The sequence below is a fragment of the Halomonas sp. 3H genome (genome assembly GCF_024206005.1).
Classification (GTDB): domain Bacteria; phylum Pseudomonadota; class Gammaproteobacteria; order Pseudomonadales; family Halomonadaceae; genus Halomonas; species Halomonas campaniensis.
Genome location: NZ_CP100360.1, coordinates 742,211 through 762,911, shown reverse-complemented (window position 1 = coordinate 762,911; position 20,701 = coordinate 742,211). Strand labels below are relative to the sequence as shown.

The 20,701-nt window shown below is 70.3% G+C and carries 25 protein-coding genes; 4 read left to right on the top strand and 21 right to left on the bottom strand.

All coding sequences use genetic code 11. The features are described 5' to 3' along the window. Positions 1 to 27 precede the first annotated feature (27 nt). The 5 genes from apaG to NFC98_RS03680 are packed head-to-tail and all read right to left on the bottom strand — an operon-like array spanning position 28 to position 5,447. Positions 28 to 423, bottom strand: coding sequence for a Co2+/Mg2+ efflux protein ApaG (apaG, locus tag NFC98_RS03700; RefSeq protein ID WP_254276797.1), 396 nt, complete (start codon positions 421 to 423; stop codon positions 28 to 30). Continuing rightward, positions 420 to 1,241 (bottom strand): 16S rRNA (adenine(1518)-N(6)/adenine(1519)-N(6))-dimethyltransferase RsmA, encoded by an 822-nt coding sequence (gene rsmA, locus NFC98_RS03695; RefSeq protein WP_254276796.1) that lies wholly within the window; start codon positions 1,239 to 1,241, stop codon positions 420 to 422. Before rsmA ends, apaG begins: the two co-directional genes overlap by 4 nt. A 20-nt stretch (positions 1,242 to 1,261) precedes the next feature. After that, positions 1,262 to 2,308: a 4-hydroxythreonine-4-phosphate dehydrogenase PdxA gene (gene pdxA, locus NFC98_RS03690; RefSeq protein ID WP_254276795.1), complete on the bottom strand. Its 1,047-nt coding sequence runs from the start codon at positions 2,306 to 2,308 to the stop codon at positions 1,262 to 1,264. Beyond that, positions 2,308 to 2,964 carry a SurA N-terminal domain-containing protein gene (locus tag NFC98_RS03685; RefSeq protein WP_183330283.1) on the bottom strand — a complete coding sequence of 219 codons (657 nt, stop codon included), beginning with the start codon at positions 2,962 to 2,964 and terminating at the stop codon, positions 2,308 to 2,310. Before NFC98_RS03685 ends, pdxA begins: the two co-directional genes overlap by 1 nt. A 47-nt stretch (positions 2,965 to 3,011) precedes the next feature. Beyond that, positions 3,012 to 5,447 carry an LPS-assembly protein LptD gene (locus NFC98_RS03680; RefSeq protein WP_254276794.1) on the bottom strand — a complete coding sequence of 812 codons (2,436 nt, stop codon included), beginning with the start codon at positions 5,445 to 5,447 and terminating at the stop codon, positions 3,012 to 3,014. Between the two features lie 171 nt (positions 5,448 to 5,618). On the opposite strand from NFC98_RS03680, the gene NFC98_RS03675 reads away from it, so the two are divergent. The 3 genes from NFC98_RS03675 to NFC98_RS03665 all read left to right on the top strand — a co-directional run bounded on the left by NFC98_RS03675 (position 5,619) and on the right by NFC98_RS03665 (position 7,929). Beyond that, the gene (locus NFC98_RS03675; RefSeq protein WP_254276793.1) at positions 5,619 to 6,635 is read left to right on the top strand and encodes an aminoglycoside phosphotransferase family protein; all 1,017 of its coding nucleotides are present in this window, start codon (positions 5,619 to 5,621) and stop codon (positions 6,633 to 6,635) included. Beyond that, complete coding sequence (gene murU, locus NFC98_RS03670) at positions 6,632 to 7,294, top strand: N-acetylmuramate alpha-1-phosphate uridylyltransferase MurU (RefSeq protein WP_254276792.1); 663 nt, start codon at positions 6,632 to 6,634, stop codon at positions 7,292 to 7,294. Before NFC98_RS03675 ends, murU begins: the two co-directional genes overlap by 4 nt. A gap of 215 nt (positions 7,295 to 7,509) precedes the next feature. Further along, positions 7,510 to 7,929, top strand: a complete 420-nt coding sequence (locus NFC98_RS03665; RefSeq protein ID WP_254276791.1) for an OsmC family protein — start codon at positions 7,510 to 7,512, stop codon at positions 7,927 to 7,929. A 3-nt stretch (positions 7,930 to 7,932) separates the two neighbouring features. On the opposite strand, the gene coq7 is transcribed toward NFC98_RS03665, so the two are convergent. The 6 genes from coq7 to phaR form a co-directional block, all read right to left on the bottom strand. Continuing rightward, positions 7,933 to 8,577 carry a 2-polyprenyl-3-methyl-6-methoxy-1,4-benzoquinone monooxygenase gene (gene coq7, locus NFC98_RS03660; RefSeq protein WP_254276790.1) on the bottom strand — a complete coding sequence of 215 codons (645 nt, stop codon included), beginning with the start codon at positions 8,575 to 8,577 and terminating at the stop codon, positions 7,933 to 7,935. A gap of 169 nt (positions 8,578 to 8,746) precedes the next feature. Further along, entirely contained in the window at positions 8,747 to 9,088 is a 342-nt protein-coding gene (locus NFC98_RS03655) for a histidine triad nucleotide-binding protein (protein WP_183330289.1), read from the bottom strand. A gap of 32 nt (positions 9,089 to 9,120) precedes the next feature. Continuing rightward, on the bottom strand, positions 9,121 to 9,993 hold the full coding sequence (locus NFC98_RS03650) for a phosphoribulokinase (protein ID WP_183330290.1): 873 nt from the start codon (positions 9,991 to 9,993) through the stop codon (positions 9,121 to 9,123). Next, on the bottom strand, positions 9,993 to 10,433 hold the full coding sequence (locus tag NFC98_RS03645) for a thioesterase family protein (RefSeq protein WP_254276789.1): 441 nt from the start codon (positions 10,431 to 10,433) through the stop codon (positions 9,993 to 9,995). The genes NFC98_RS03650 and NFC98_RS03645 overlap by 1 nt, the downstream gene beginning before the upstream one ends. Positions 10,434 to 10,478: 45 nt before the next feature. Continuing rightward, positions 10,479 to 11,771 (bottom strand): phosphoribosylamine--glycine ligase, encoded by a 1,293-nt coding sequence (gene purD / locus NFC98_RS03640; protein WP_254276788.1) that lies wholly within the window; start codon positions 11,769 to 11,771, stop codon positions 10,479 to 10,481. A 160-nt stretch (positions 11,772 to 11,931) separates the two neighbouring features. Beyond that, positions 11,932 to 12,384 (bottom strand): polyhydroxyalkanoate synthesis repressor PhaR, encoded by a 453-nt coding sequence (gene phaR / locus NFC98_RS03635; RefSeq protein ID WP_254276787.1) that lies wholly within the window; start codon positions 12,382 to 12,384, stop codon positions 11,932 to 11,934. 142 nt (positions 12,385 to 12,526) lie between these two features. Between phaR and NFC98_RS03630 the strand changes: the two genes are divergently transcribed. Then, entirely contained in the window at positions 12,527 to 13,240 is a 714-nt protein-coding gene (locus NFC98_RS03630; RefSeq protein WP_183330294.1) for a 16S rRNA (uracil(1498)-N(3))-methyltransferase, read from the top strand. A 26-nt stretch (positions 13,241 to 13,266) separates the two neighbouring features. Here the strand turns inward: NFC98_RS03630 and NFC98_RS03625 are convergent, their stop codons facing one another. From NFC98_RS03625 to NFC98_RS03580, 10 genes are all read right to left on the bottom strand, one after another. Further along, a complete protein-coding gene (locus NFC98_RS03625) occupies positions 13,267 to 13,755 on the bottom strand; it encodes an ATP-dependent zinc protease (RefSeq protein ID WP_254277774.1) in 489 nt (162 codons plus the stop codon). Positions 13,756 to 13,943: 188 nt separating this feature from the next. Next, positions 13,944 to 15,215, bottom strand: a complete 1,272-nt coding sequence (locus NFC98_RS03620) for a lytic murein transglycosylase (protein ID WP_254276786.1) — start codon at positions 15,213 to 15,215, stop codon at positions 13,944 to 13,946. Positions 15,216 to 15,411: 196 nt separating this feature from the next. After that, positions 15,412 to 15,888 (bottom strand): DUF3429 domain-containing protein, encoded by a 477-nt coding sequence (locus tag NFC98_RS03615; protein ID WP_254276785.1) that lies wholly within the window; start codon positions 15,886 to 15,888, stop codon positions 15,412 to 15,414. An 11-nt stretch (positions 15,889 to 15,899) separates the two neighbouring features. Further along, positions 15,900 to 17,309 carry a DASH family cryptochrome gene (locus NFC98_RS03610; RefSeq protein ID WP_254276784.1) on the bottom strand — a complete coding sequence of 470 codons (1,410 nt, stop codon included), beginning with the start codon at positions 17,307 to 17,309 and terminating at the stop codon, positions 15,900 to 15,902. Then, the gene (locus NFC98_RS03605) at positions 17,306 to 17,461 is read right to left on the bottom strand and encodes a DUF2256 domain-containing protein (protein WP_254276783.1); all 156 of its coding nucleotides are present in this window, start codon (positions 17,459 to 17,461) and stop codon (positions 17,306 to 17,308) included. Before NFC98_RS03605 ends, NFC98_RS03610 begins: the two co-directional genes overlap by 4 nt. 134 nt (positions 17,462 to 17,595) lie before the next feature. Further along, the gene (gene mnhG / locus NFC98_RS03600) at positions 17,596 to 18,000 is read right to left on the bottom strand and encodes a monovalent cation/H(+) antiporter subunit G (protein ID WP_183330299.1); all 405 of its coding nucleotides are present in this window, start codon (positions 17,998 to 18,000) and stop codon (positions 17,596 to 17,598) included. Next, positions 17,993 to 18,262, bottom strand: a complete 270-nt coding sequence (locus tag NFC98_RS03595) for a monovalent cation/H+ antiporter complex subunit F (protein WP_183330300.1) — start codon at positions 18,260 to 18,262, stop codon at positions 17,993 to 17,995. The genes mnhG and NFC98_RS03595 overlap by 8 nt, the downstream gene beginning before the upstream one ends. 21 nt (positions 18,263 to 18,283) lie before the next feature. After that, positions 18,284 to 18,757: a Na+/H+ antiporter subunit E gene (locus NFC98_RS03590; RefSeq protein WP_183330301.1), complete on the bottom strand. Its 474-nt coding sequence runs from the start codon at positions 18,755 to 18,757 to the stop codon at positions 18,284 to 18,286. Continuing rightward, positions 18,754 to 20,328, bottom strand: a complete 1,575-nt coding sequence (locus NFC98_RS03585; RefSeq protein WP_254276782.1) for a Na+/H+ antiporter subunit D — start codon at positions 20,326 to 20,328, stop codon at positions 18,754 to 18,756. Before NFC98_RS03585 ends, NFC98_RS03590 begins: the two co-directional genes overlap by 4 nt. Further along, positions 20,325 to 20,672, bottom strand: coding sequence for a Na+/H+ antiporter subunit C (locus NFC98_RS03580; RefSeq protein ID WP_254276781.1), 348 nt, complete (start codon positions 20,670 to 20,672; stop codon positions 20,325 to 20,327). Before NFC98_RS03580 ends, NFC98_RS03585 begins: the two co-directional genes overlap by 4 nt. Positions 20,673 to 20,701: the final 29 nt, after the last annotated feature.

Genomic DNA, 20,701 nt, shown 5'->3' with positions numbered 1-20,701 from the left:
CCCTGTACAGTGTCTCACGCAGCGGACTCAGTGCACCTGGTTGGGGCCGGCCAGGCGGAAGGGGGCGATGGGCACCTCGAAGGGGCGCTGGCTGGCGGTATCGACGCAGGTATAGTCGCCCTCCATCACGCCCACCGGCCCGTCGAGGATCGCCCGGCTGGTGTAGCGGAAGCTCTGCCCCGGGCCGATCACCGGCTGCTGTCCCACCACGCCCTTGCCGCGCACCTCCTGCACCTTGCCACTGCCCTGGGTGATCTTCCAGTGGCGGGCCATCAGCTGGATGCTGTGCCGCGAGGCGTTGTGCACGGTCACCGTGTAGCTGAAGACGTAGCGCGCCTCATCCGGCGAGGACTCCTCCTCGCGGAACTCGGGCAGGACCTCGACCCTGACCTCGCCGGTGCAGGCCTCGGGCAGCATCGTCATCGGTGGCCCTCCTCACCGCCGGCCGCAGCCAGGTGGTTGGCGATACGCACGAACTCCTCCACGGTGAGGGTCTGGGGGCGGCGTGACGGGTCGATGCCCAGCGCCTCCAGCGACTCGGCATCGATGCGGCCCTTGAGGTTGTTGCGCAGCGTCTTGCGGCGCTGGCCGAAGGCCTCGCGCACCAGGATGAAGAGCAGCGCCTCGTCGGCGGCCGGGTGGGGCAGTTCGGCATGGGGCGTCAGACGCACGATGGCGGAATCCACCTTGGGCCTCGGCACGAAGGCCTCCGGCGGCACCACGAACAGCGACTCGACCCGGCAGCGGTACTGGGCCATCACCGAGAGCCGCCCCCAGTCGGCCCCGCCCGGCGCCGCGGCCAGCCGCTCCACCACCTCCTTCTGCAGCATGAAGTGCATGTCGGCGATGGCGTCGCCGGCCTGGAGCAGGTGGGCGATCAGCGGCGTGGAGATGTTGTAGGGCAGGTTGCCCACCACTCGCAGCGGCTGGCCCTCGCCGCGCAGGGCGCGGAAGTCGAACTTGAGGGCGTCGCCCTCGTGGATCACGAAGCCGGGATGGTTGAAGAACTGGACCCTGAGCCCGGGAATCAGGTCGCGGTCGAGCTCGATCACCTCCAGGTGGCCGTCGGCCGCCTCGAGCAGCGGCTCGGTGAGGGCGCCCTGGCCGGGGCCGATCTCCACCAGGCGCTCACCGGGGCGCGGGGCGATGGCGCGCACGATGCGCGAGATGACGCCCGGGTCACGCAGGAAGTTCTGGCCGAAGCGCTTGCGGGCCCGGTGGACCGGGGGGCGAGATGCCATTCAGGGCTGTCCTTCTGTCGCTATTTGATGAGGCCGCGGCCAGCCATCTCCGCGGCCAGGGCCACGGCTACCCGCAGGCTGCCGGGATCGGCGCGGCCGCTGCCGGCCAGGTCCAGAGCGGTGCCGTGGTCCACCGAGGTGCGCGGGAACGGCAGCCCCAGGGTGATGTTGGCGGCGCGGCCGAAGCCGGCATACTTGAGCACCGGCAGGCCCTGGTCATGATACATGGCCAGCACCGCGTCGGCCCCCTCGAGGTGGCGCGGGGTGAACAGGGTATCCGCGGGAAGCGGGCCGTCAAGGCGCAGGCCCTCGTCGCGCAGGGCCTCCAGCACGGGGAGGATCACGTCGATCTCCTCGCGGCCCAGGTGCCCGCCCTCCCCGGCGTGGGGGTTGAGCCCGCACACCGCGATGCGCGGCGCCTCGATGCCGTACCAGCGCACCAGGTCCGCCGCGAGGATGCGCAGCAGGCGCGTCAGCCGCGGGGCGGTGATGGCATCGGCGACCTCGCGCAGCGGCAGGTGGGTGGTGGCCAGGGCCACCCGCAGCGCCGGGCCGCCCCGCCAGCCGGGGCGATCGGCATGCAGGGCGTGGTCGGTGGCCAGCAGCATCACCACCTCCTCCACCCCGCAGGCGTCGCGCAGATACTCGGTGTGGCCGCTGAAGCCGGCGTGGCCGGCGTCCAGGATCACCCCCTTGTGAAGCGGTGCGGTGACCAGGCCGGCGGCGTACCCGTCGCGGCAGGCGCGAATCGCCACGTCAAGGGTCTCGAGCACGTAGTCGGCATTGGCGACCTCGAGCCTGCCGGGGCGGGCGGGGGTGCGCAGCGCCACCGGCCACACCGGCAGCTCACCGGGCCTGGCCGCCGGCACGGGGTCGTCGGGCGAAAGCGGAACCAGGGCCAGGCGGATGCCCAGGGCGGCGGCACGCTCGGCCAGCAGCCCGGGATCGCCCACCGCCACCAGGCGCCCCGCCGGGCTGCCCTCGGCGGCCAGCCTCACGGCAAGCTCGGGGCCGATGCCGGCGGGCTCGCCGGTGGTCAGCGCCAGGAGGGGGCCGGGGTCGCCCATCAGCGGCCGTCGAGGCGGTTGTCGACGAAGGCCTGGGAGCGGATCTCCTGCAGCCAGGCCTCCAGCTCCTCGTTGGCCTTGCGCTGGAAGAGCGCCTGCTGTGCCTGCTGGCGGCCGACGTTCTCCTGCTCCATGAACCGCTCCACCTCGCGCTCGGAGAGGTTGACGCGGCTGCCCACCCGGCGCTGCTGCAGGTCGCGCAGCACCATCTCGCGGCGAATCTCCTCGCGCACGGCGGACAGCGTCAGGCCGTCGGCCTCCAGGGCGTCGGCAAACTGCTCCAGGGTCATGCCGTTGTTCTCGGCGATGGCGCGCACCTGGCGGTTGAGCTCGGTGTCATCGATGGAGAGCCCGGCCTCGCGGGCCATCTGCAGCTGGATCTCCTCGACGATCATGCGCTCCAGCACCTGCTCGCGCAGGATCCGCTCCGGCGGCAGGTCGATCTGCTGGGCGGTGAGCTGGCTGCGGGCCTGGGCGATGCGCTCGTCCAGTTCGCTCTGCATGATGGCGCCCTGGTTGACCACCGCGACGATGCGATCCAGCGACTGGCGCTCCATGGACTGGAAGCTCTGGGCCTGCCCGGCCAGCGGCAGGCCGCCCAGGCACAGGGCCATCAGCAGGCCGGCTCCCAGCCTGGCGGTACGTCGACTGCGCATTGGGTTGTTTCCTCTCATCGTTCCTCTCTAGCTGGTGGCGACCCGGATCAGAAGGCGGTGGAGCGATAGCCCGGGATGGCCTCCTCGAAATAGCTGTCGGCCTCGCGGCCCACGCCGCCGAGCCCCTTGAACACGAAGCGCAGGAAGATCCCGCGATCGGTGAAGTCGTCCGCCAGGCGGGCCGTGTCGTTGTCGTCGATCCACTCGCGCCACACCAGCTGCAGACCATAGCAGCAGTCGTTCCACTGCACACCCGCCAGCTGCTCCAGGGCGCGGTCGTTGGTGTTGTCGTAGAGGAAGCGGCCGATCAGGTCGACGCGGTGGCTGGCCTTCCAGGCGAACGACAGGTCGTACTCCTCGCGGTTGAAGTCGCGGAAGTCGTCGTCGCCCGGCTCCACCGAGGGATCGAAGCCTTGGAGTTCCCAACGGTAGCCGAGGTTCAACGCGTGCCCCGTCGGCGAGCGGTAGTGCAGGTCGACGCCGGTGCGCTCGGTCTGCTCCAGATTGTCGTCGTAGAGCCACTGCCAGCGGGCCCGCCAGCGGTCGGTGACCTGCCAGTCGGCGCGGGTCACCAGCGGCGAGCGGTCACGGGTGGCGCGGTACCAGTCCGCGTAGCGGCGCTCGCGGTCCGGCAGGGTGTCGGGATCGCCGTTGATGTCGATGGTGCGGTCGTCGAAGTAGATCGACTGGCCGACCCCCAGCGACAGGCGCTGCCGGCCGCGGGCGTCTTCCAGCAGGCGCGACTCCACGCCCAGGGAGAGGCGGTTGAGGTCGCCGACCCGATCGCTGCCCGAGAAGCGGTGCGGCGACCAGAGCTGGTTCCAGGAGAAGGCGCGCTCGCTGGTGTCGAAGTCGGGGAACTCGGACTGGTCCCGGGCCGGCACGTAGGCATAGTTGACCCGGGGCTCCAGGGTCTGGCGATAGCCGCGCCCGCCGAGGTCGAGCTCGCGCTCGAAGACCAGGCCGCCGTCCACCGAGGCCACGGGCACTTCGCGGGTCAGGGAGGTGTCGCGGTCGGTGTCGCGGTTGCCGTAGTCGAGCTCGTAGGCGGTGGCCAGCCACTCCAGGCGCGGCTCCAGGTGCCCCCAGCTCTCGTCGAAGCGCCAGCCGGTGGCCGGCGACAGGTGCAGCCGGGAGCCGGTGGCGGACTCGCGCAGCGGGACGCGGTTCTCGTCCACGTCGCGCCAGAAGTAGGTGTAGTTCGAGCGCCACTGCTGGTAGAAGCCGGTGTCCCGGGCCCAGCGGGCGTCGGCGGTGAGGCTCGGCAGCCGGTAGAAGGGCTTGTCGCGGTCGGCCAGGGGGTCGTCGAGCTTCTGGAAGCCCTGGGCCCGGGCGTCGAGGCGCCAGGTGTCGCCGCGATAGTCGATTTGCGCCAGCCGCGACATGGCCGAGGTGTTCTGCTCGGCGAAATCGCTGCCGAAGTCGTCGAAGTAGCGACCGTCGCTGGCCGCCCCGTAGCGCAGCCGGTAGCGGCTGCGCGGGTTGAGGGTGCCGGCATGGCGGTAGTCGACATACCAGCGGTCCTCGCCCTCGAAGCGCCGCGCGGCGTCGTTGGGGTTGTCGCTGGAACCGCCGTCGTCGCTGCCCAGGAAGGCCCCCTCGATCTGGCCGGCGTCACTGGGCAGCAGGTAGCGATACTCGCCGCCCAGCAGCAGGCCGCGGTCGGTGATCCAGCGGGGGGTGATGGTGGCGTCCTGGTTAGGCGCGATGTTCCAGTAGAAGGGCTGGGCGTAGTCCAGGGCGTCGGCGGAGAGGCCCACCGCCGGCCACAGGAAACCGGTCTGGCGCCGGTCGTCGATGGGAAAGCGCACCCAGGGCCAGTAGAAGACCGGCACCCGCCCGACCTCGAGCCGCGCGTGGCGCGCGGTACCGAAGCCGCTCTCCCGGTCGAGCACCACGTCGCCGCCCACCAGTCGCCAGAGGTCGTCACCCGGATCGCAGGTGGTGAAGCTCGCCGAGGTGAGCCGGTAGCGGCCATCCTCGAGGCGCTGCAGCTGCTGGGCGTCGCCGCGCAGGTGGCGGTCATGGATCACGTAGTGGGCGCTGTCGATGCGCGCCGCATCGCTGACCAGGGAGAGCTCGGCGGCCTCGCCGCGCACCAGCAGGTTCTGGTCGCGCAACGCCAGGGGGCCATCGGCGAAGGCGCGCTCCCGGCTGCCCGGCACCCTGACACGGGGCGCCTCCAGCTGGGCCTTGTCACGCCTCAGGATCACCTCGCCGCCGAGGATGGTCTCGCCGTCCTCGCCGTAGCTGGCGGATTCCGACTCGCTGCCGACGCGGCCGCCCTCGGGCGCCGGCAGCCGGTAGTCGGGCATCACATAGACGCCGCGACACAGGGCATCGGCGGGACGCTCCGCGCCCCAGGGGCGGAAGTCCAGCCGTTCGCCCGGCAGCGGGTCGGGGGGCGCCGCCGCCAGCGGAGCGCTGGCCAGGCCGCAGGTCGCCAGGCCGGCAAGGGCCGTCCATGAGAGTCGCTTGCCCATGTTCCTCGATGTCCTTGGCGGGGTGAATCGGTATTATACAGGCCGCACCCGACCTGTCCTGCCGGCGGGTTGGCGAGGGGTCGGCGCTGCGCTCAGCATGCGGCGCGCCCCGGCGGCCGTCAACCGACGCGCCACGACGACATCCACCACGACCAGGGAGCCCGCCCCATCATGTCCGATGCCGCCCCGTCGCGATTCGACTCGCTCCGCCAGTGGGCCGCCGAGCGCCATGGCCTGCCCCCGGAGGCGGTCGACCTGCGCCTGGCCGCCGGCGACGCCAGCTTCCGCCGCTACTATCGGCTCCACCTGCCGGACGGCAGCACCCGCATGCTGATGGACGCGCCGCCGGCGCGGGAGGACAGCCGTCCGTTCGTGGCCATCGCCCGGGACTGGGCCGCCGCCGGCCTGCCGGTGCCGGCCCTGCATGCCGTCGACCTGGAGACCGGCTTCCTGGCCCTCGACGACCTGGGGGATACCCCGCTGCAGGCGTGCCTGGTGGGCGAGGCCGAGACCCTGGCCTGGCACGAGCGTGCCATGGCGCTGATCCACGCGCTGCAGCACCGCACCACGCCGGCCGGGCTGCCAGGCTACGATGCCGCCCTGCTCGCGCGGGAGCTCGACCTCTTCCCCGAGTGGTGCCTCGAGGCCTGGCTCGGGATGCCCGCGCCGCCCGGCTGGGCAACCCTGCGCGAGGCGCTGATCGCCTCGGCGCTGGCGCAGCCGGTGGTCACGGTGCACCGCGACTTCGACGCCATGAACCTGATGGTCCAGGGCAGCGAGCTGGCGCTGATCGACTTCCAGGACGCGGTGGCGGGCCCGATCACCTATGACCTGGTCTCGTTGCTGCGCGGGCGCTACTGCCGTTTCGATGCCAGCCGCTTCGCCGCCTGGGTCGAGGCCTTCCGCCGCCGCGCCGTCGAGGAGGGGCGCCTGCCGGCCGAGGTCGAGCCCGCGGCCTTCCTGGCGCAGGCCCAGGCCATGGCCGCCCAGCGCTCGCTCAAGGTGCTGGGGATCTTCTGCCGGCTGACCCTGCGCGACGACAAGGCCGGCTACCTGGTGCGGCTCCCGCATTTCCTCGCCCACCTGGAGGACAGCCTGGCCGGACTCGACGGCCACCACGCCTTCAAGGCCTGGCTCGCCGAGGCCTTCCGCCCGGCCCTGAGGGAACGGCTGGGAGACAGGCCATGAAGGCGATGATCCTGGCGGCCGGGCTCGGTACCCGGATGCGACCGCTGACCGACCACTACCCCAAGCCGCTGCTGCCGGTGGCGGGACGGCCGCTGATCGTCCACCACCTGGCACGCCTGCGGGCGGCGGGCATCCACGAGGTGGTGATCAACGTCAGCTACCGGGCCGAGCAGATCATCGCGGCGCTGGGCGATGGCCGCGAATACGGCGTGCGCATCGCCTGGAGCCGCGAGGAGACGCCGCTGGAGACCGGCGGCGGCATCCGCCAGGCGCTGAGCCTGCTGGGCGAGTCGCCCTTCCTGCTGGTCAACGGCGACATCTGGTGCGACCTGGACCCGGCCGCCCTGCCCCCGCTGGGCGACGACCTCGCCCGCCTGGTGCTGGTCGACAATCCGGCCCACCATGCGCGGGGCGACTTCCACCTGGATGCCGCAGGCCGCGTCCACGCCGAGGGTGAGCCGCGCCTCACCTTCGCCGGCATCAGCCTGCTCGACCCGGCGCTGGTGGCCGACGAACCGGAGGGCGCCTTCGCCCTGGCACCGCTGCTGCGGCGCGCCATGCAGGATGACCGCGTGGCCGGCCAGCACCACCGCGGCCACTGGGTCGACGTAGGCACCCCGGCGCGGCTCGCCGAGCTCGACCGACGCCTGCGGGTCTGAACTGAAGGCTGCTCACAGGTGGCAGGATCGCTCGTGACTATTCCGGCGACAGGCCTCCGAGGGGGCGCTGTGAATACGTCCGTGTACGCTACCTCGGCCCTCCCTGGTCCTCGGACCCCCTCTGCGACCTGTCCCCGGCGCCTCTCGCTATGGGCTGCTGCGATCCCCCTGTATGCTGGCCACCTTGAGCCAACAACCGAAAAGGAACCCTTGCCATGAAAGCCAGCGTGAAATGGACCGACGGTCGCCAGTTCGTTGCCGAGAGCGGTAGCGGTCACAGCGTGGTGATCGACGGCCCGCCCGACCACGGCGGCCGCAACACCGGCCCGCGCCCCATGGAGATGCTGCTGATGGGCCTGGGCGCCTGCACCTCCTTCGACGTGCTGGAGATCCTCGAGAAGTCCCGCGCGCCGGTCAGCGACTGCGTGGCGAGCCTCGAGGCGGAGCGCGCCGACAGCGTGCCCAGCGTGTTCACGAAGATCCACGTGCACTTCACCGTGACCGGCAAGGGGCTGAAGGAGAAGCAGGTGCAGCGGGCGGTGGAGCTCTCCGCCGAGAAGTACTGCAGCGCCTCGATCATGCTGGTGAAGGGCGGCGTCGACATAACCCACTCCTTCACGATCGTGGAAGAGTAGGCGCTACAGACGATAGACGCTGGTGGTCATCACCTTCGACATCAGCTTCATGCCGAACTTGACCGGCACCGGGAAGCGGGCGCCGCCGGCTTCCAGCGCCAGCTGGGCATGGTGGGCCTCGTCGATGGCCATCTGGCGCAGCACCGCCCGGGAACGCTGGTCGCCCGGCGGCAGCCTGACCAGGTGATCCTCCAGGTGGCGCCCCACCTGCTCCTCGGTGGCGGCCACGAAGCCCAGGCTCACCCGATCCCCCACCGCCCCGGCCACGGCGCCGATGCCGAAGGAGGCCGCGTAGAACAGCGGGTTGAGGACGCTGGTGCGGTCATGGAGCTCCTCGAGCCGCTCGTCGCACCAGGCCAGGTGGTCGATCTCCTCCTGCGCCGCCTCCTCCATCTGGCCGCGCACCTCCGGCAGCTTGGCGGTGAGCCCCTGCCCCTGGTAGAGGGCCTGGGCACACACCTCGCCGGTGTGGTTGATGCGCATCAGCCCGGCCGCATGACGGCGCTCCTCCTCGCTCATCGGCGCATCCTGGACATCGGCCGTGGCCGGCGACGGGCGCGAGGCCTGAGCCGCATGGGGCACGAGGGTACGCAGCACGGTGTCGAACTGGTGGATCAGGTTGTCGGTACGGGAGAGATGGCGATTCATGGCGGCCTCGTCGCGTCCAGCTCCGGAAGTAAAGGCCCATTGTAGCCGAGGGGGCAGGTCACCAGAAGCAGCGCCCACAACGTCCGACGCCACCTTGCGGTGGCGTCGGAGGGAACAGCACCCGATGCGTCGAACGCCTGGGCTCGCGCGGTGACCCGCAGTGCGCCGGCTAGCCAGCCGGCCAAGTGAAGCGTCGACCGCCCATCAGGTGCATGTGGATATGATAGACCGTCTGGCCGCCCAGGTCATTGCAGTTCATCACCACCCGATACCCCTCCTCGGCGAAGCCACGCTCCCTGGCCAGCCGGGCGGCGACGTACTGCAGGCGGCCGACCAGCGCCAGGTCACCCTCCTCGAGGTCGTTGAGGGTAGCGATATGGCGCTTGGGGATGATCAGGACATGGGTGGGCGCCTGGGGATTGATATCGTTGAAGGCCAGCACCTCGTCATCCTCGAAGACGATGTCGCCGGGAATCTCCCGGTTGACGATCTTGCAGAACAGGCAGTCCATGGCATGGCTCCTTCGTGGCGATGGGTGAGTGCTCAGCGGAAGCGTCGCTGGCCCAGCAGGTGGCGTACCAGCGGAGCGAGGATCAGCTCCATGGCCAGCGAGAGCCGCGAGCCCGGCACCACCAGGGTATGGGGGCGGCTCATGAAGGCATCCTGGATCATCGCCAGCAGGTAGGGGAAGTCCACCGTGGCCGGGTCGCGGAAACGGATCACCACGAAGGACTCGGCGTCGGTGGGGATATCCTGCACCTCGAAGGGGTTGGAGGTGTCCACCGTGGGCACCCGCTGGAAGTTGATATGGGTACGCGAGAACTGCGGCTGGATATAGCGCACGTAGTCATCCATGCGCCCCAGGATGGTGTCGATCACCGCCTCCTGGGAGTGGCCACGCAGCTTGATGTCGCGGTCGATCTTCTGGATCCACTCCAGGTTCATCGTCGGGGCCACGCCCACCAGCAGGTCCACGTGGCGGGCGATGTCGTGCTCGGCGGTGACCAGGCCGCCATGGAGCCCCTCGTAGAAGAGCAGATCCGTGCCGTAGGGCAGCGGCTGCCACTCGGTGAAGGTGCCGACCCGGTAGCCGGCCTCGATCATCTGCTTGTCTTCGGCGTGGATGTAGTGGCGATAGGTGCCGCTGCCCTGCTCGCCATACTCGAGGAACAGCGCCTCGAGCTCCTCGAGCAGGTTGGCCTCCACGGCGAAGTGGGAGAGCTCGTCCTTGCGCTCCGGCTCCTCGCGGAAGATTCGCCCGAGCTCCTCGCGGGTATAGCGATGGAAGGCGTCGCCGTCGACGAAGGCGGCATGAACGTCCTCGCGGGCGAACATCCGCTCGAAGGTGCGCTTCACCGTGGTGGTCCCGGCCCCGGAGGAGCCGGTCACGGCGATGATCGGATACTCCCGGGACATCAGGCGCCCCCCGCCCGGGCGATGGCCGCGGTTACCGCCTCGGGGACCGACACCGGGCGCCCGGCGGCAGGGTCGACGAGCATCACGTTGAGCCGCGCCGTGGCCACCGGCCGGCCGCCCTCGGCATGCCGCACGCGATGGTAGACGGTAACCGCCTTGCTCCCGGGCGCGGGAATCGCGGTCTCCACCACCAGCGCATCGGGCCAGCGCGCCTCGGACTGGTACTGGATGGCCAGGTCCGCCACCACGCTGGGGTAGCCGCCCATGTCCCACTCGGTGAGCCCCAGCGCCGCGAAGGCCTGGATGCGCGCCTCGTGGAGCAGCGATACCAGGGTGTCATGCCCCAGGTGGCGCCCGTAGTTCATGTCGGTGACGCGCACCGTCAGCGGGTGGCGGTGGACGATGGCGGCTTCGGGAAACTCCAGCCTGACGCGCTCCATGCTTGCCTCCTGCGTGTTGCTCTTGTTGTGGATCGAGGCCGGGGTTCAGCGCTCGCCGCGCTCGCGCGCGATGGCCCGGTGGGCGATATCGTGCCGGTAGAGGACGTCCGGCCAGCGGATCTCGGCCACGCCACGATAGGCCTGGTCGCGGGCGGCGCTCACGCCCTCGCCCAGGGCGGTGACGCACAGCACCCGCCCCCCGGCGGTGACCACCCGGCCGTCCTGCTCGGCGGTACCGGCATGGAAGACCTTGCAGCCGGTGGCCTCGGCGGCCTCGACGCCCTCGATGGCATCGCCCTTGCGGTAGCTGCCCGGGTAGCCCCCGGCGGCCAGCACCACCCCCACCGCGGCGCGGGGGTCCCACTCGCACGCCTTGCAGGCAAGCGCCCCGGTGGCCCCGGCCAGGCAGAGCTCGGCGAGGTCCGAGGTGAGGCGCATCATGATCGGCTGGGTCTCGGGGTCACCGAAGCGGCAGTTGTACTCGATCACCTTGGGGTTACCTGCGGCGTCGATCATCAGGCCGGCATAGAGGAAGCCAGTGTAGGGGTGGCCCTCCTCGGCCATCCCGCGGACCGTGGGCAGGATGACCCGCTCCATGACCCGGGCATGGACCTCGTCGGTGACCACCGGCGCCGGCGAGTAGGCGCCCATGCCGCCGGTATTGGGGCCGGTGTCGCCATCTCCCACCCGCTTGTGGTCCTGGCTGGTGGCCATGGGCAGCACGGTCTCGCCGTCCACCATGACGATGAAGCTCGCCTCCTCGCCCGCGAGGAACTCCTCGATCACCACCCGGGCCCCGGCGTCGCCGAAGGCATTGGCCTCGAGCATGTCGCGCACCGAGGCCTCGGCCTCGGCGAGGGTCATGGCCACGATGACCCCCTTGCCGGCCGCCAGGCCGTCGGCCTTGATCACGATGGGCGCGCCCTGCTCGGCGAGGTAGGCGAGGGCCGGGGCCACTTCGGTGAAGGTCCGGTAGTCGGCGGTGGGGATGGCGTGGCGGGCCAGGAAATCCTTAGTGAAGGACTTGGAGCCCTCCAGCTGGGCAGCGCCGGCGGTGGGGCCGAAGATCACCAGCCCCGCCTCGTGGAAGCGGTCGACCACGCCGAGCACCAGCGGCGCCTCGGGGCCGACGATGGTCAGGTCGACGCCCTCGTCCCGGGCGAAGGCCACCAGGCCGTCGAGATCGTCCACCGCGATGGCGACGTTGGCCAGGCCCGGCTCCCGGGCGGTGCCGGCATTGCCGGGCGCCACGAAGACCTGCGCCACCCGCGGGGACTGGGCGACCTTCCAGGCCAGGGCATGTTCGCGGCCACCGCCGCCGATGATCAACACCTTCATCCGTTACACCTTGTTCTGCAGACCGAAAACGAGCGACGCGGGGCGATGACCGACGGCGTCCCTGCCCCGATACCCGACGGCGATCGCCGACGGGCCGCGCGAAATGTCGCGGCATTATGTCAGAAAGCGGCGAGGCCCGCCCTCCTCCCAGCCGGGCGCATCACGGCTTCTCGTCGTCGTCCTTGTTGCCGGCCTGGCCGATGGTCTTCTGCCAGAACTTCATGTTCTCCTCGGCCAGCTCGCGCATCAGCTCCATGGGGGTGTGGCGCATGGCCTGCTGCCACTGGTCCTGCACGCGCTTCTGCTGCTCCAGCATCAGCTGGGTGCCCTGTTCCAGGTAGCGCGCCAGCGGCAGCGGCTGAGCCATGTCGTAGACGCGGATGAACTGGGCCAGCAGGTCGTTGGAGAAGACCTCGGCCTCGCCATCGGCCTGCTCCTGCTCGATGATGATCGAGAGCAGGATGGTGCGAGTGAGATCCTCGCCGCTCTTGGCATCCTCGACCCGGAACGGCACCTCGTCGAGGATCAGGCGACGCAGGTCTTCCAGGGTCACATAGCGGCTCTGTTCGGTATCATAGAGCCTGCGGTTGGCATACTTGCGAATCACGCGCACGGCGCTGCTCCTTGTCATGGCGTCCGCACCGGGACGGGTATCGCGACCGGTGCCGGCACGGCGGCAGGGAAAACCCCTGTCATGAAGAGTATTGTGCACCGCGACACCATCCATGCAAGGAAAGCGCAATCAACGAGGCCCCATGAACCTGATTCTGCTCGCTCCGGAGGAGATCACCCACGACCGGCTCGCCCGGGTGCGCGACCCGCGCCGCCTGGCCCACCTGCGCGAGGTGCACCGCGCCCGGCCCGGCGACCGTCTCACCCTCGGCGTGGAAGGCGGCGGCATCGGCCGGGGAGAGCTGCTCTCCCTGGACGAGCACGAGGCCCGATTCGCCCTGGAGGAGATGGGACAGCCCCCGCCGCCGGCATTGCCGGTCCACCTGGTGCTGGCCCTGCCCCGCCCGCGCATGCTGGCCAGGAGCCTCGAGCATGTCACCGCGCTGGGCGTGAAGCGGATCACCCTGCTGCACACCCGGCGCGTGGAGAAGAGCTACTGGATGTCCCCGGAGCTGGCCCCCCAGAAGATCCGCACCCACCTGGTGCTGGGGCTGGAGCAGGCCCGGGACACGCGGCTGCCCGAGGTCGAGCTGGCGAAGGGCTTCCGGCCCTTCGTCGAGGACCGGCTTCCCGACCTGCTGAAGGGCCGGCGCGGCCTGCTGGCCCACCCCGGCATGCCCCGGGCCTGCCCGCGCGGCATCGAGGACCCCACGCTGCTGCTGGTGGGGCCGGAGGGGGGGTTCATTCCCTGGGAGGTGGAACGACTGCTCGAGGCGGGCTGCGAGGGCATCCACCTGGGGCCACGCATCCTGCGGGTGGAGACCGCGGTCACCGCCCTGCTGTCACGGCTGTTCTGACGCGTCGCCGCCAGGCGCGCCCGGGGCTACTCCTCGTCCGGGTCATGCTCGACCAGCGGGGCGTCCTCGTCGCACTCGGGGCGCTGCAGGAAGGTCTCACGCACGTCGAGCAGGCCCAGGTGGCTGATGGTGCGTCGCCCCAGCAGCAGCGGGTAGTTCATCTCCTCGCGGTCCCGCAGGCTGAACTGCTCCTCGTAGACGGTATCGCCCATGCAGACCTTCATCAGCACTACCGGCCGCTCGTCGCGGCCACCGGCTCCCCGCACCCGCAGGTCACGATAGAGCGGCAGTTCCAGGGTCTGGGAGAAGGCCTCACCGCTGGCGATGTCCTCCAGCTTGAGCCGGAAGCTCACCCACTCCTCGCCGTCGCGCTCGAAGGTCTCGATCTCCCGGGCATCCAGCGACGAGGTCAGCGCCCCGCTGTCGAGCTTGGCCTTCACCGCCACGCCCCAGGGCTCGATGGTGGCCCGCTCCACCCAGCCGAACACCTTGTCGTCGGCACCGGCCTGGGCCATGCCGGCCAGCAGCCCGGCAGCCAGGGCGAGGGGGCGCGCCATCCGGCGCGTCGAGGCAGCGAAGTCCATGGGTGACCTCCTTTGAGGGTCAGGGGAAAAACGCGAGAAACGTGCAGATTGACCGCCTGGGGGGGCCGGGGGTTCCCCGCCTGGCGCACCGGGCGGCAAGCCCGGCGCGCCGGCCAGCCTCAGCGCTCGAGGCGCTCCAGCAGCCGAACGGTAGCGAAGCCGTCCGGCGTGACGCCGATCGACTCCTGGTAGGCCCGCAGGCCACGTCGGGTGTTGGGCCCCAGGATCCCGTCGGGCGTCCCCACGTCGAAGCCGCGGGCATTGAGCGCCTGCTGCATCTCGCGCACCTGGCTGCGCATCAGCGGCTGCTCGTCCCGCGGCCACCCCTGCACGATGCCCTCGCGGCCGGCGATCTCGTTGGCCAGGGTGCCCACCGCCAGGGCATAGCTGGTGGCATTGTTGTAGCGCAGGATCGCCCGGTAGTTGGGCCCCACCAGGAAGGCGGGGCCACGGGCCCCGGCGGGGGCGATCACCGAGGCCTGGTCGAAGTCGGGCAGCGTCTCTTCCCCGACGGGGCGCACCCCCTGCGCGTGCCACGCATCGCTGGCGCGGCGGGTCGACAGCTCCGTCTGGGCGTGATCGAACCCCGCCGGCAGCTGCACCTCGACGCCCCAGGGCTGGCCCGCCTGCCAGCCGGCCCGGGCCAGGTAGTTGGCGGTGGAGGCCATGACGTCGGGGATGCTGTTCCAGATGTCCCGGCGGCCGTCGCCGTCGCCATCCACGGCGTAGGCCTCGAAGCTCGAGGGGATGAACTGGGTGTGCCCCATGGCCCCGGCCCAGGAGCCGATCATGCTGTCCGGGGCGATATCCCCGGCGTCGATGATCCGCAGGGCCGCCAGCAGCTCGCCCCGGGCGAAGTCGCGGCGCCGCCCGTCATAGGCGAGGGTGGCGAGCGCCTCCAGGGTCGAGAAGTCGCCGAAGTTGCCGCCGTAGTTGCTCTCGATGCCCCAGATCGCCACGACCACCTCGGCCGGCACGCCATAGCGCTGCTCCATGCGCCGCGCCGTGTCACGATGCTCGGCCAGCCGCTCGCGACCGGTGGTCACCCGCTGAGCGGAGACGGCGCTGTCGAGGTACTGCCAGATCGGCCTCACGAACTCGGGCTGCGAACGGTCGAGCTCGATCACCCGGGGCCGGTAGCGCACGCCGTCCAGGGCACGTGCCAGGGTCGCCTCGGTGATGCCCTCGGCGCGCGCCTGGCGGCGGAAGCCGTCCAGCCAGGTGGCAAAGTCGGCGGGCGGCTCGGCCTCGCCGCGGGGAGCGGCGGCTGCCTCCTGCACCGGGTCGGTCGAGGCCGCATCGCGATCGGCGGCACTGGCCTCGCGGGTCGGGCCGCTCTGGCAGCCGGCGAGCAGGGCCAGCATCAGGGAGGTAGTGAGGATCCGTTTCATGGTGACTGCTGCACTCCTTGGCAAGGGACAGGCCGATCATGGCGCAGTTTTGCTGGTGTCACCAGCCCGATGTCACGCCCCGCCAAGCCGCCGGATCACCAGACCGTGACAGGCCACCGCCCTCAGGGGCGCAGTTTTGCTGGTGTCACCAGCCCGATGTCACGCCCCGCCAAGCCGCCGGATCACCAGCCCGATCTCACGCCCCGCCGAGGCGCCAGATCACCAGGCCGTGGCAGGCCACCACCACCACGGTCAGCAGGGTCCGCAGCGACTGGAACCAGCCCGGCAGCAGTTCGCGGCTCCCCCGCCCGCATTCGTGGAGTCGCACCAGCAGGAAGCCGGCGACCAGCACCCAGGCCCCGGTCAGCGGATGCAGCAGCAGCGCCGGCCAGGCGATCAGGCTGGGCACCATGCTGAGCAGCAGCCTGGCGCGGAAGCCGTCGCTGCCGGCCGGCTCCAGGGACATCGCCACGCCCCATTGCACGCCGCCCAGGAAGGAGAGGATCACCGCGCTGTAATAGAGGAAGGCCGGAATGGCCATGGCCTGCCAGGCCACCGGCGCCAGCCAGGCCGCTGCCGCACCGGCCAGGAACGGCAGCAGGCCGGCGAGGCCCAGAGCCAGGGGCAGCCGGCCATCGCCCGGCAGCGGGGAAGACGTCTCGAAGGCGGTCATGTCGGGCTCCCTCATTCGTCGGGTTCTGCGGTTTCATGGAGCGGCAGCAGGCGATCCTGCCAGCGCGCCGGCACTACCAGCGGCAGGGGGAATCGCTCGGGCTCCACCCGCCAGGGCTGGTGGCGGGCCTGCCCCTCGGGCAGCTCGGCCAGCGCCGGCTGCCAGTGGGCCACGTAGTCGCCCCGGGCATCGTACTGCTCGGCCTGGCGGAGCACATGGAACCAGCGCTCCCGGGTATCGCGGCCGACACCGGCCACGTAGCGCCAGTTGCCCCAGTTGCTGGCCACGTCGAAGTCCACCAGGCAGTGCTCGAACCAGGCCGCACCGAGGCGCCAGTCGACCCCGAGATCCTTGACCAGGAAGCTGGCGACGTTCTGCCGGGCCCGGTTCGATAGCCAGCCGGTGGCCGACAGCTCACGCATGGCGGCATCGATGAAGGGCACGCCGGTCCTGGCGGCTGCCCAGGCGCGAAAGGCCGTTCCCGGCGCCGGGAGCGAACGGGCGCCGAACAGCCCCCTGCCCTCCTGACGCGCCGCCCAGTGGAAGTAGTCTCGCCACAGCAGCTCGAAGATGACCCAGTCGCTGGACTCCCCGGCGCCATGCTCGGCCTGCCAGGCGCGCACGGCATCGTGCACCTGGCGGGCCGACAGACAGCCCTGGGCGAGCCAGGGCGAGAGCCGGGTGGAGAAGTCGGCTCCCCGCAGGCCGTTGCGGGTCTCCTTGTAGCGGCCCACGGCGCCGGTGTCCCACAGGTAGTGATCGAGCCGGGCCAGCCCCTCGGCCTCGCCCCCGGCAAAGCGGAAGGCGCCGCGCTCGTCGGGGCGCCAGCGCGCCGCCTCGTCGCAGATGTCGCGCAGGGGGGGCAGCCCCCGGGGCGCCTCGTCGGGCCAGTGGGGCAGGGTCACCGGGGCGGCGGACGCCGCCGGGATCGGCACCCGGCCCTCCACCCGGCGGCGGAAGGCCGAGAAGCTCGGGGGGAGCGCCTCGACGGCCATGGGCAGCGCCGCCTCGTCGAACAGCAGCCCCCCCTCCAGCTGCAGCAGCTCGACGCGCTCGCCGAGCCGGCCGGCCAGGGCCACCACCGCCCCGGTCTCGTCGCTGCCCGCGTCGCGACGCACCCGCACCTGGCAGGCGCCGTGCCTCTCGGCGAGGTCGGCAACCACCTCCACCGGGTCTCCCACCCGCACCAGCAGGTCGCTGCCGCGGCGCAGCAGCTCCCCGCGCAGGGCGATCAGGCTCTGCCAGAGGAAGGCCAGACGCGCCGGCCCGATGCGCGGCACCTCGAGACCGGGCAGCGGTTCGAGCCAGACGGGATCGAGCACATAGACACACAGCAGCTGGCGAGGCGGGGTCTCGAACTGCAGCAGCGGATTGTCGGCAAGCCGCAGGTCCTGGCGCAGCCAGGCGATCGCCAGGGTCATGCCACCGTCCCGGCATGGCGGCGTGCCTCGCGCCGGCAGCGCTCGCTGCAGTAGCGGACCTCCTCCCAGCAGCGCGCCCACTTGCGTCGCCAGGCGAACGGCCTGCGGCAGTGGCGGCAGGGCTTGCTGGGCAGGTGAGGCTTGCGGTGCATGGCGGTCACCTCGCTCAATCATGGACAATACATGGATTATCGTACAACAGATGTACAAGATAAAGCCCCGCGCCACCCCATGACGCAAAGAGGCCACCCGAAGGTGGCCTCTTTCATGGGGCGCTGGCGCCGACTCAGGAGGGGTCGCTCTCCTTCGGTTCGCGCCGGGCGTTGGCCTCGGTCTCCATCCCGCTCTTGAGCTCGTGGGTCAGCGGGTCATAGTTGGGTCGCAGTTCGTCCTTGACGGTGCCGCTCCACAGCTTGGAGCCGACGAAGTAGCCCGCCCGGCCGATCACGTGCGCCGCCACCGGGGCGGTCATCAGGATGAAGACGATGATGGCCAGCGCGCGCGCCACCACATCGACCTCGCCGAAGTGCAGCGCCACCGCCAGCATGATCAGGATCACCCCGAGGGCCGCGGCCTTGGTCGTGGCGTGCATGCGGGTCAGAAGGTCGGGGAGGCGCAGGATACCCAGGGCAGCCAGCAGCATGAACAGCGCGCCCGAGAGGATGAAGACGCCCTTGATAAACTCAATCATCGCGGGGACCTCCACGTTCCAGGAAGCGGGCGAAGCCGATGGCGGCCAGAAAGCCCATCAGGGCGATGACGATGGCGGCATCCAGGAAGCTCGACACATCGGACTGGATGGCGGTGAGCCCCACCAGGCCGACCACGATGCTGGCGAACAGCTCCAGCGCCACCACCCGGTCGGGCAGGCTCGGGCCGCGCACCACCCGTACGAAGGCCAGGATCAGGGCGAGGGCCATGAGCACCTGGCTGATCAGGATCACGATCTCCATGTCGGTACCTCGCGGGCAGGCTCAGCGAAACAGTTCCAGGGCACGGTATTCCATTTCCTTGAGGTTGCGGCGCAGCTCCTCCTCGTCATCGAGGAACATGGCGTGGATATAGAGCACCTTGCGGTCGTCCGAGACGTCCAGGCTGAGGGTGCCGGGGGTGAGCGAGATCAGGTTGGCCACCATGGTGATCTCCAGTTCGGTACGGGCGTCCAGCGGCATGGCGATCACCCCGGGCTTCATGTGCCAGGGCGGGGTCAGGATGTCGAAGCCCACCTTGAGGTTGGCCATCAGCAGCTCCTTGATGAAGAAGCCGAGGAAGCCGAGGATTCGCGGGATGCGCGCCGGGTAGCCCTGGAGCGCCTCCACCTGGGGCTCGATCAGCACCAGGGTGATGTAGCCGAACACCAGCCCCACCGTCAGGTTCAGCCCGGTGAAGTCACCGCTCAGCACGACCCAGGCCAGCGCCAGCAGCAGGTTCCAGATGGCTCCGGTCATGGGCTCACCTCCTCGAGCGGCATCTCCAGCAGGGCCTCGGTCACATCGGCCCCCTGCCCCAGCACGGCATCGATGTAGCCCTGGGGGTTCATCAGCTGGTCGCCGATGACGGTCATGATCACCATCAACGGCTGGGCGAAGACGCCGATCAGCAGCGACATCGCCGCCAGCACCCCGACCGGCAGGGTCATCAGCCACAGGCTCGGCTTGACCATGCGGCTGTCGTCACCCACCAGCACCTCGCGCTCCGGCACCAGGTTGTCCTCCGGCAGCGACTTCCAGAACACCTCGTTCCAGATCTTGACCATGGAGTAGAGCGTCATCAGGCCCACCGCCAGGGCGATGCCGGTGACCACGTAGGCCTCGGCCTCGATGCCGGCGCGCACGATCACGAACTTGGCGAAGAAGCCCGAGAGCGGCGGGATGCCGGCCAGCGAGAAGGCCGAGAGGAAGAAGGCCACGGCGAGCCAGGGGCGCTCCCGGTAGAGCCCGCCCATCTTCTTCAGCTGGTAGGTGCCCTGCAGGCGCCGGGTGATGCCGCTGATCAGGAACAGGTTGGTCTTGACCACGATGTTGTGCATCACCGCGAAGATGCCGCCGGCGATGGCCAGGGGAGTGTAGAGCGCAAGGCCCAGGAGCATGTAGCCGATCTGGCTGACGATATGGAACGACAGGATGCGCCGGAACTCGTACTGGGCCGCCGCCCCCAGGACCCCGGTGACCATGGTCAGCGCCGCCCCCCAGATCAACAGGTCCTGGGTGTAGTCCAGGGTCTCGTCGAACATCAGGGTGAAGACCCGGAACAGCGCATAGACCCCGACCTTGGTCAGCAGGCCGGCGAACAGCGCCGATACCGCCACCGGCGGGGTGTGGTAGGAGGCCGGCAGCCAGAAGAACAGCGGGAAGGCCGCCGCCTTGATGCCGAAGGCCACCATGAACATCACCGCCAGCACCTCGACCATGCCGCGGTGCTCCGCCTCGTGCAGGCGCAGGGCGATATCGGCCATGTTGAGGGTGCCCACCATGCCGTAGAGCAGGCCGACGGCGGTGAGGAAGATCACCGAGGCCAGCAGGTTGAGGGTGACGTACTTGATGGCCCCCTCCATCTGCGCCTTCTCGCCGCCGAGGATCAGCAGCGCGAAGCTGGCCACCAGCATCACCTCGAACCACACGTAGAGGTTGAAGATGTCGCCGGTGAGAAAGGCCCCGGCGACCCCCGCCAGCAGCAGGTGCATCAGCGGGTAGAAGCCGAACTTCTCGTGGTCCGGCCCGGTGGACGCCAGCGAGTAGACCGACAGCACCAGCCCGATGAGCGCGGTCAGCACGACCATTACCGCGCTGAGCATGTCGGCCACCAGGGTGATGCCGTAGGGGGCCTCCCAGCCCCCCATCTGGATGGTCACGTAGCCCTCCTGCCGGACCGAGGCGAACAGCCACAGGGCGATCACCAGCAGCGCCAGGTTGCCGGCCACGGCGGTGAAGCGCTGCATCGGTCGGGAGCGCCAGAAGAGCAGCGAGATGGCACCCGACAGCAGCGGGAGGAGGACGGGAAGTGCGACTTCGGGCCTCACGTGTCGGTATCCTTCATCTTGTCCAGGTCATCGGCCTTGACGATCTCGTAGGCCCGGCGGATCAGCACCACGGCGAAGGCCAGCACGCCGAAGGCGATCACGATGGCGGTCAGCACCACCGCCTGGGGCAAGGGGTCGGCCACCACGCCGGGCGGGGCCTGCATGCCCTCGGGGATCAGCGGCGGAGCGCCGCGGGTCATGCCCGCGGAGGTGAAGATCAGCAGGTTCGCGGCGTTCGACAGCAGCATCAGGCCGATCACCAGCTTGACGATCGAGCGGCGCAGCATGAGGAAGATCGCCGCGCCGTAGAGCAGGCCGATGGCCACGGCCATCAAGGGTTCCATAGGGCGTCTCCTGTCAGGGGGAGCGGGGC

Coding starts and splice junctions, on each gene's coding strand:
- apaG (WP_254276797.1), bottom strand. CDS start 423: ATGACGATGCTGCCCGAGGCCTGCACCGGCGAGGTCAGGGTCGAGGTC.
- rsmA (WP_254276796.1), bottom strand. CDS start 1,241: ATGGCATCTCGCCCCCCGGTCCACCGGGCCCGCAAGCGCTTCGGCCAG.
- pdxA (WP_254276795.1), bottom strand. CDS start 2,308: ATGGGCGACCCCGGCCCCCTCCTGGCGCTGACCACCGGCGAGCCCGCC.
- NFC98_RS03685 (WP_183330283.1), bottom strand. CDS start 2,964: ATGCGCAGTCGACGTACCGCCAGGCTGGGAGCCGGCCTGCTGATGGCC.
- NFC98_RS03680 (WP_254276794.1), bottom strand. CDS start 5,447: ATGGGCAAGCGACTCTCATGGACGGCCCTTGCCGGCCTGGCGACCTGC.
- NFC98_RS03675 (WP_254276793.1), top strand. CDS start 5,619: ATGTCCGATGCCGCCCCGTCGCGATTCGACTCGCTCCGCCAGTGGGCC.
- murU (WP_254276792.1), top strand. CDS start 6,632: ATGAAGGCGATGATCCTGGCGGCCGGGCTCGGTACCCGGATGCGACCG.
- NFC98_RS03665 (WP_254276791.1), top strand. CDS start 7,510: ATGAAAGCCAGCGTGAAATGGACCGACGGTCGCCAGTTCGTTGCCGAG.
- coq7 (WP_254276790.1), bottom strand. CDS start 8,577: ATGAATCGCCATCTCTCCCGTACCGACAACCTGATCCACCAGTTCGAC.
- NFC98_RS03655 (WP_183330289.1), bottom strand. CDS start 9,088: ATGGACTGCCTGTTCTGCAAGATCGTCAACCGGGAGATTCCCGGCGAC.
- NFC98_RS03650 (WP_183330290.1), bottom strand. CDS start 9,993: ATGTCCCGGGAGTATCCGATCATCGCCGTGACCGGCTCCTCCGGGGCC.
- NFC98_RS03645 (WP_254276789.1), bottom strand. CDS start 10,433: ATGGAGCGCGTCAGGCTGGAGTTTCCCGAAGCCGCCATCGTCCACCGC.
- purD (WP_254276788.1), bottom strand. CDS start 11,771: ATGAAGGTGTTGATCATCGGCGGCGGTGGCCGCGAACATGCCCTGGCC.
- NFC98_RS03630 (WP_183330294.1), top strand. CDS start 12,527: ATGAACCTGATTCTGCTCGCTCCGGAGGAGATCACCCACGACCGGCTC.
- NFC98_RS03625 (WP_254277774.1), bottom strand. CDS start 13,755: ATGGCCCAGGCCGGTGCCGACGACAAGGTGTTCGGCTGGGTGGAGCGG.
- NFC98_RS03620 (WP_254276786.1), bottom strand. CDS start 15,215: ATGAAACGGATCCTCACTACCTCCCTGATGCTGGCCCTGCTCGCCGGC.
- NFC98_RS03615 (WP_254276785.1), bottom strand. CDS start 15,888: ATGACCGCCTTCGAGACGTCTTCCCCGCTGCCGGGCGATGGCCGGCTG.
- NFC98_RS03610 (WP_254276784.1), bottom strand. CDS start 17,309: ATGACCCTGGCGATCGCCTGGCTGCGCCAGGACCTGCGGCTTGCCGAC.
- NFC98_RS03605 (WP_254276783.1), bottom strand. CDS start 17,461: ATGCACCGCAAGCCTCACCTGCCCAGCAAGCCCTGCCGCCACTGCCGC.
- mnhG (WP_183330299.1), bottom strand. CDS start 18,000: ATGATTGAGTTTATCAAGGGCGTCTTCATCCTCTCGGGCGCGCTGTTC.
- NFC98_RS03595 (WP_183330300.1), bottom strand. CDS start 18,262: ATGGAGATCGTGATCCTGATCAGCCAGGTGCTCATGGCCCTCGCCCTG.
- NFC98_RS03590 (WP_183330301.1), bottom strand. CDS start 18,757: ATGACCGGAGCCATCTGGAACCTGCTGCTGGCGCTGGCCTGGGTCGTG.
- NFC98_RS03580 (WP_254276781.1), bottom strand. CDS start 20,672: ATGGAACCCTTGATGGCCGTGGCCATCGGCCTGCTCTACGGCGCGGCG.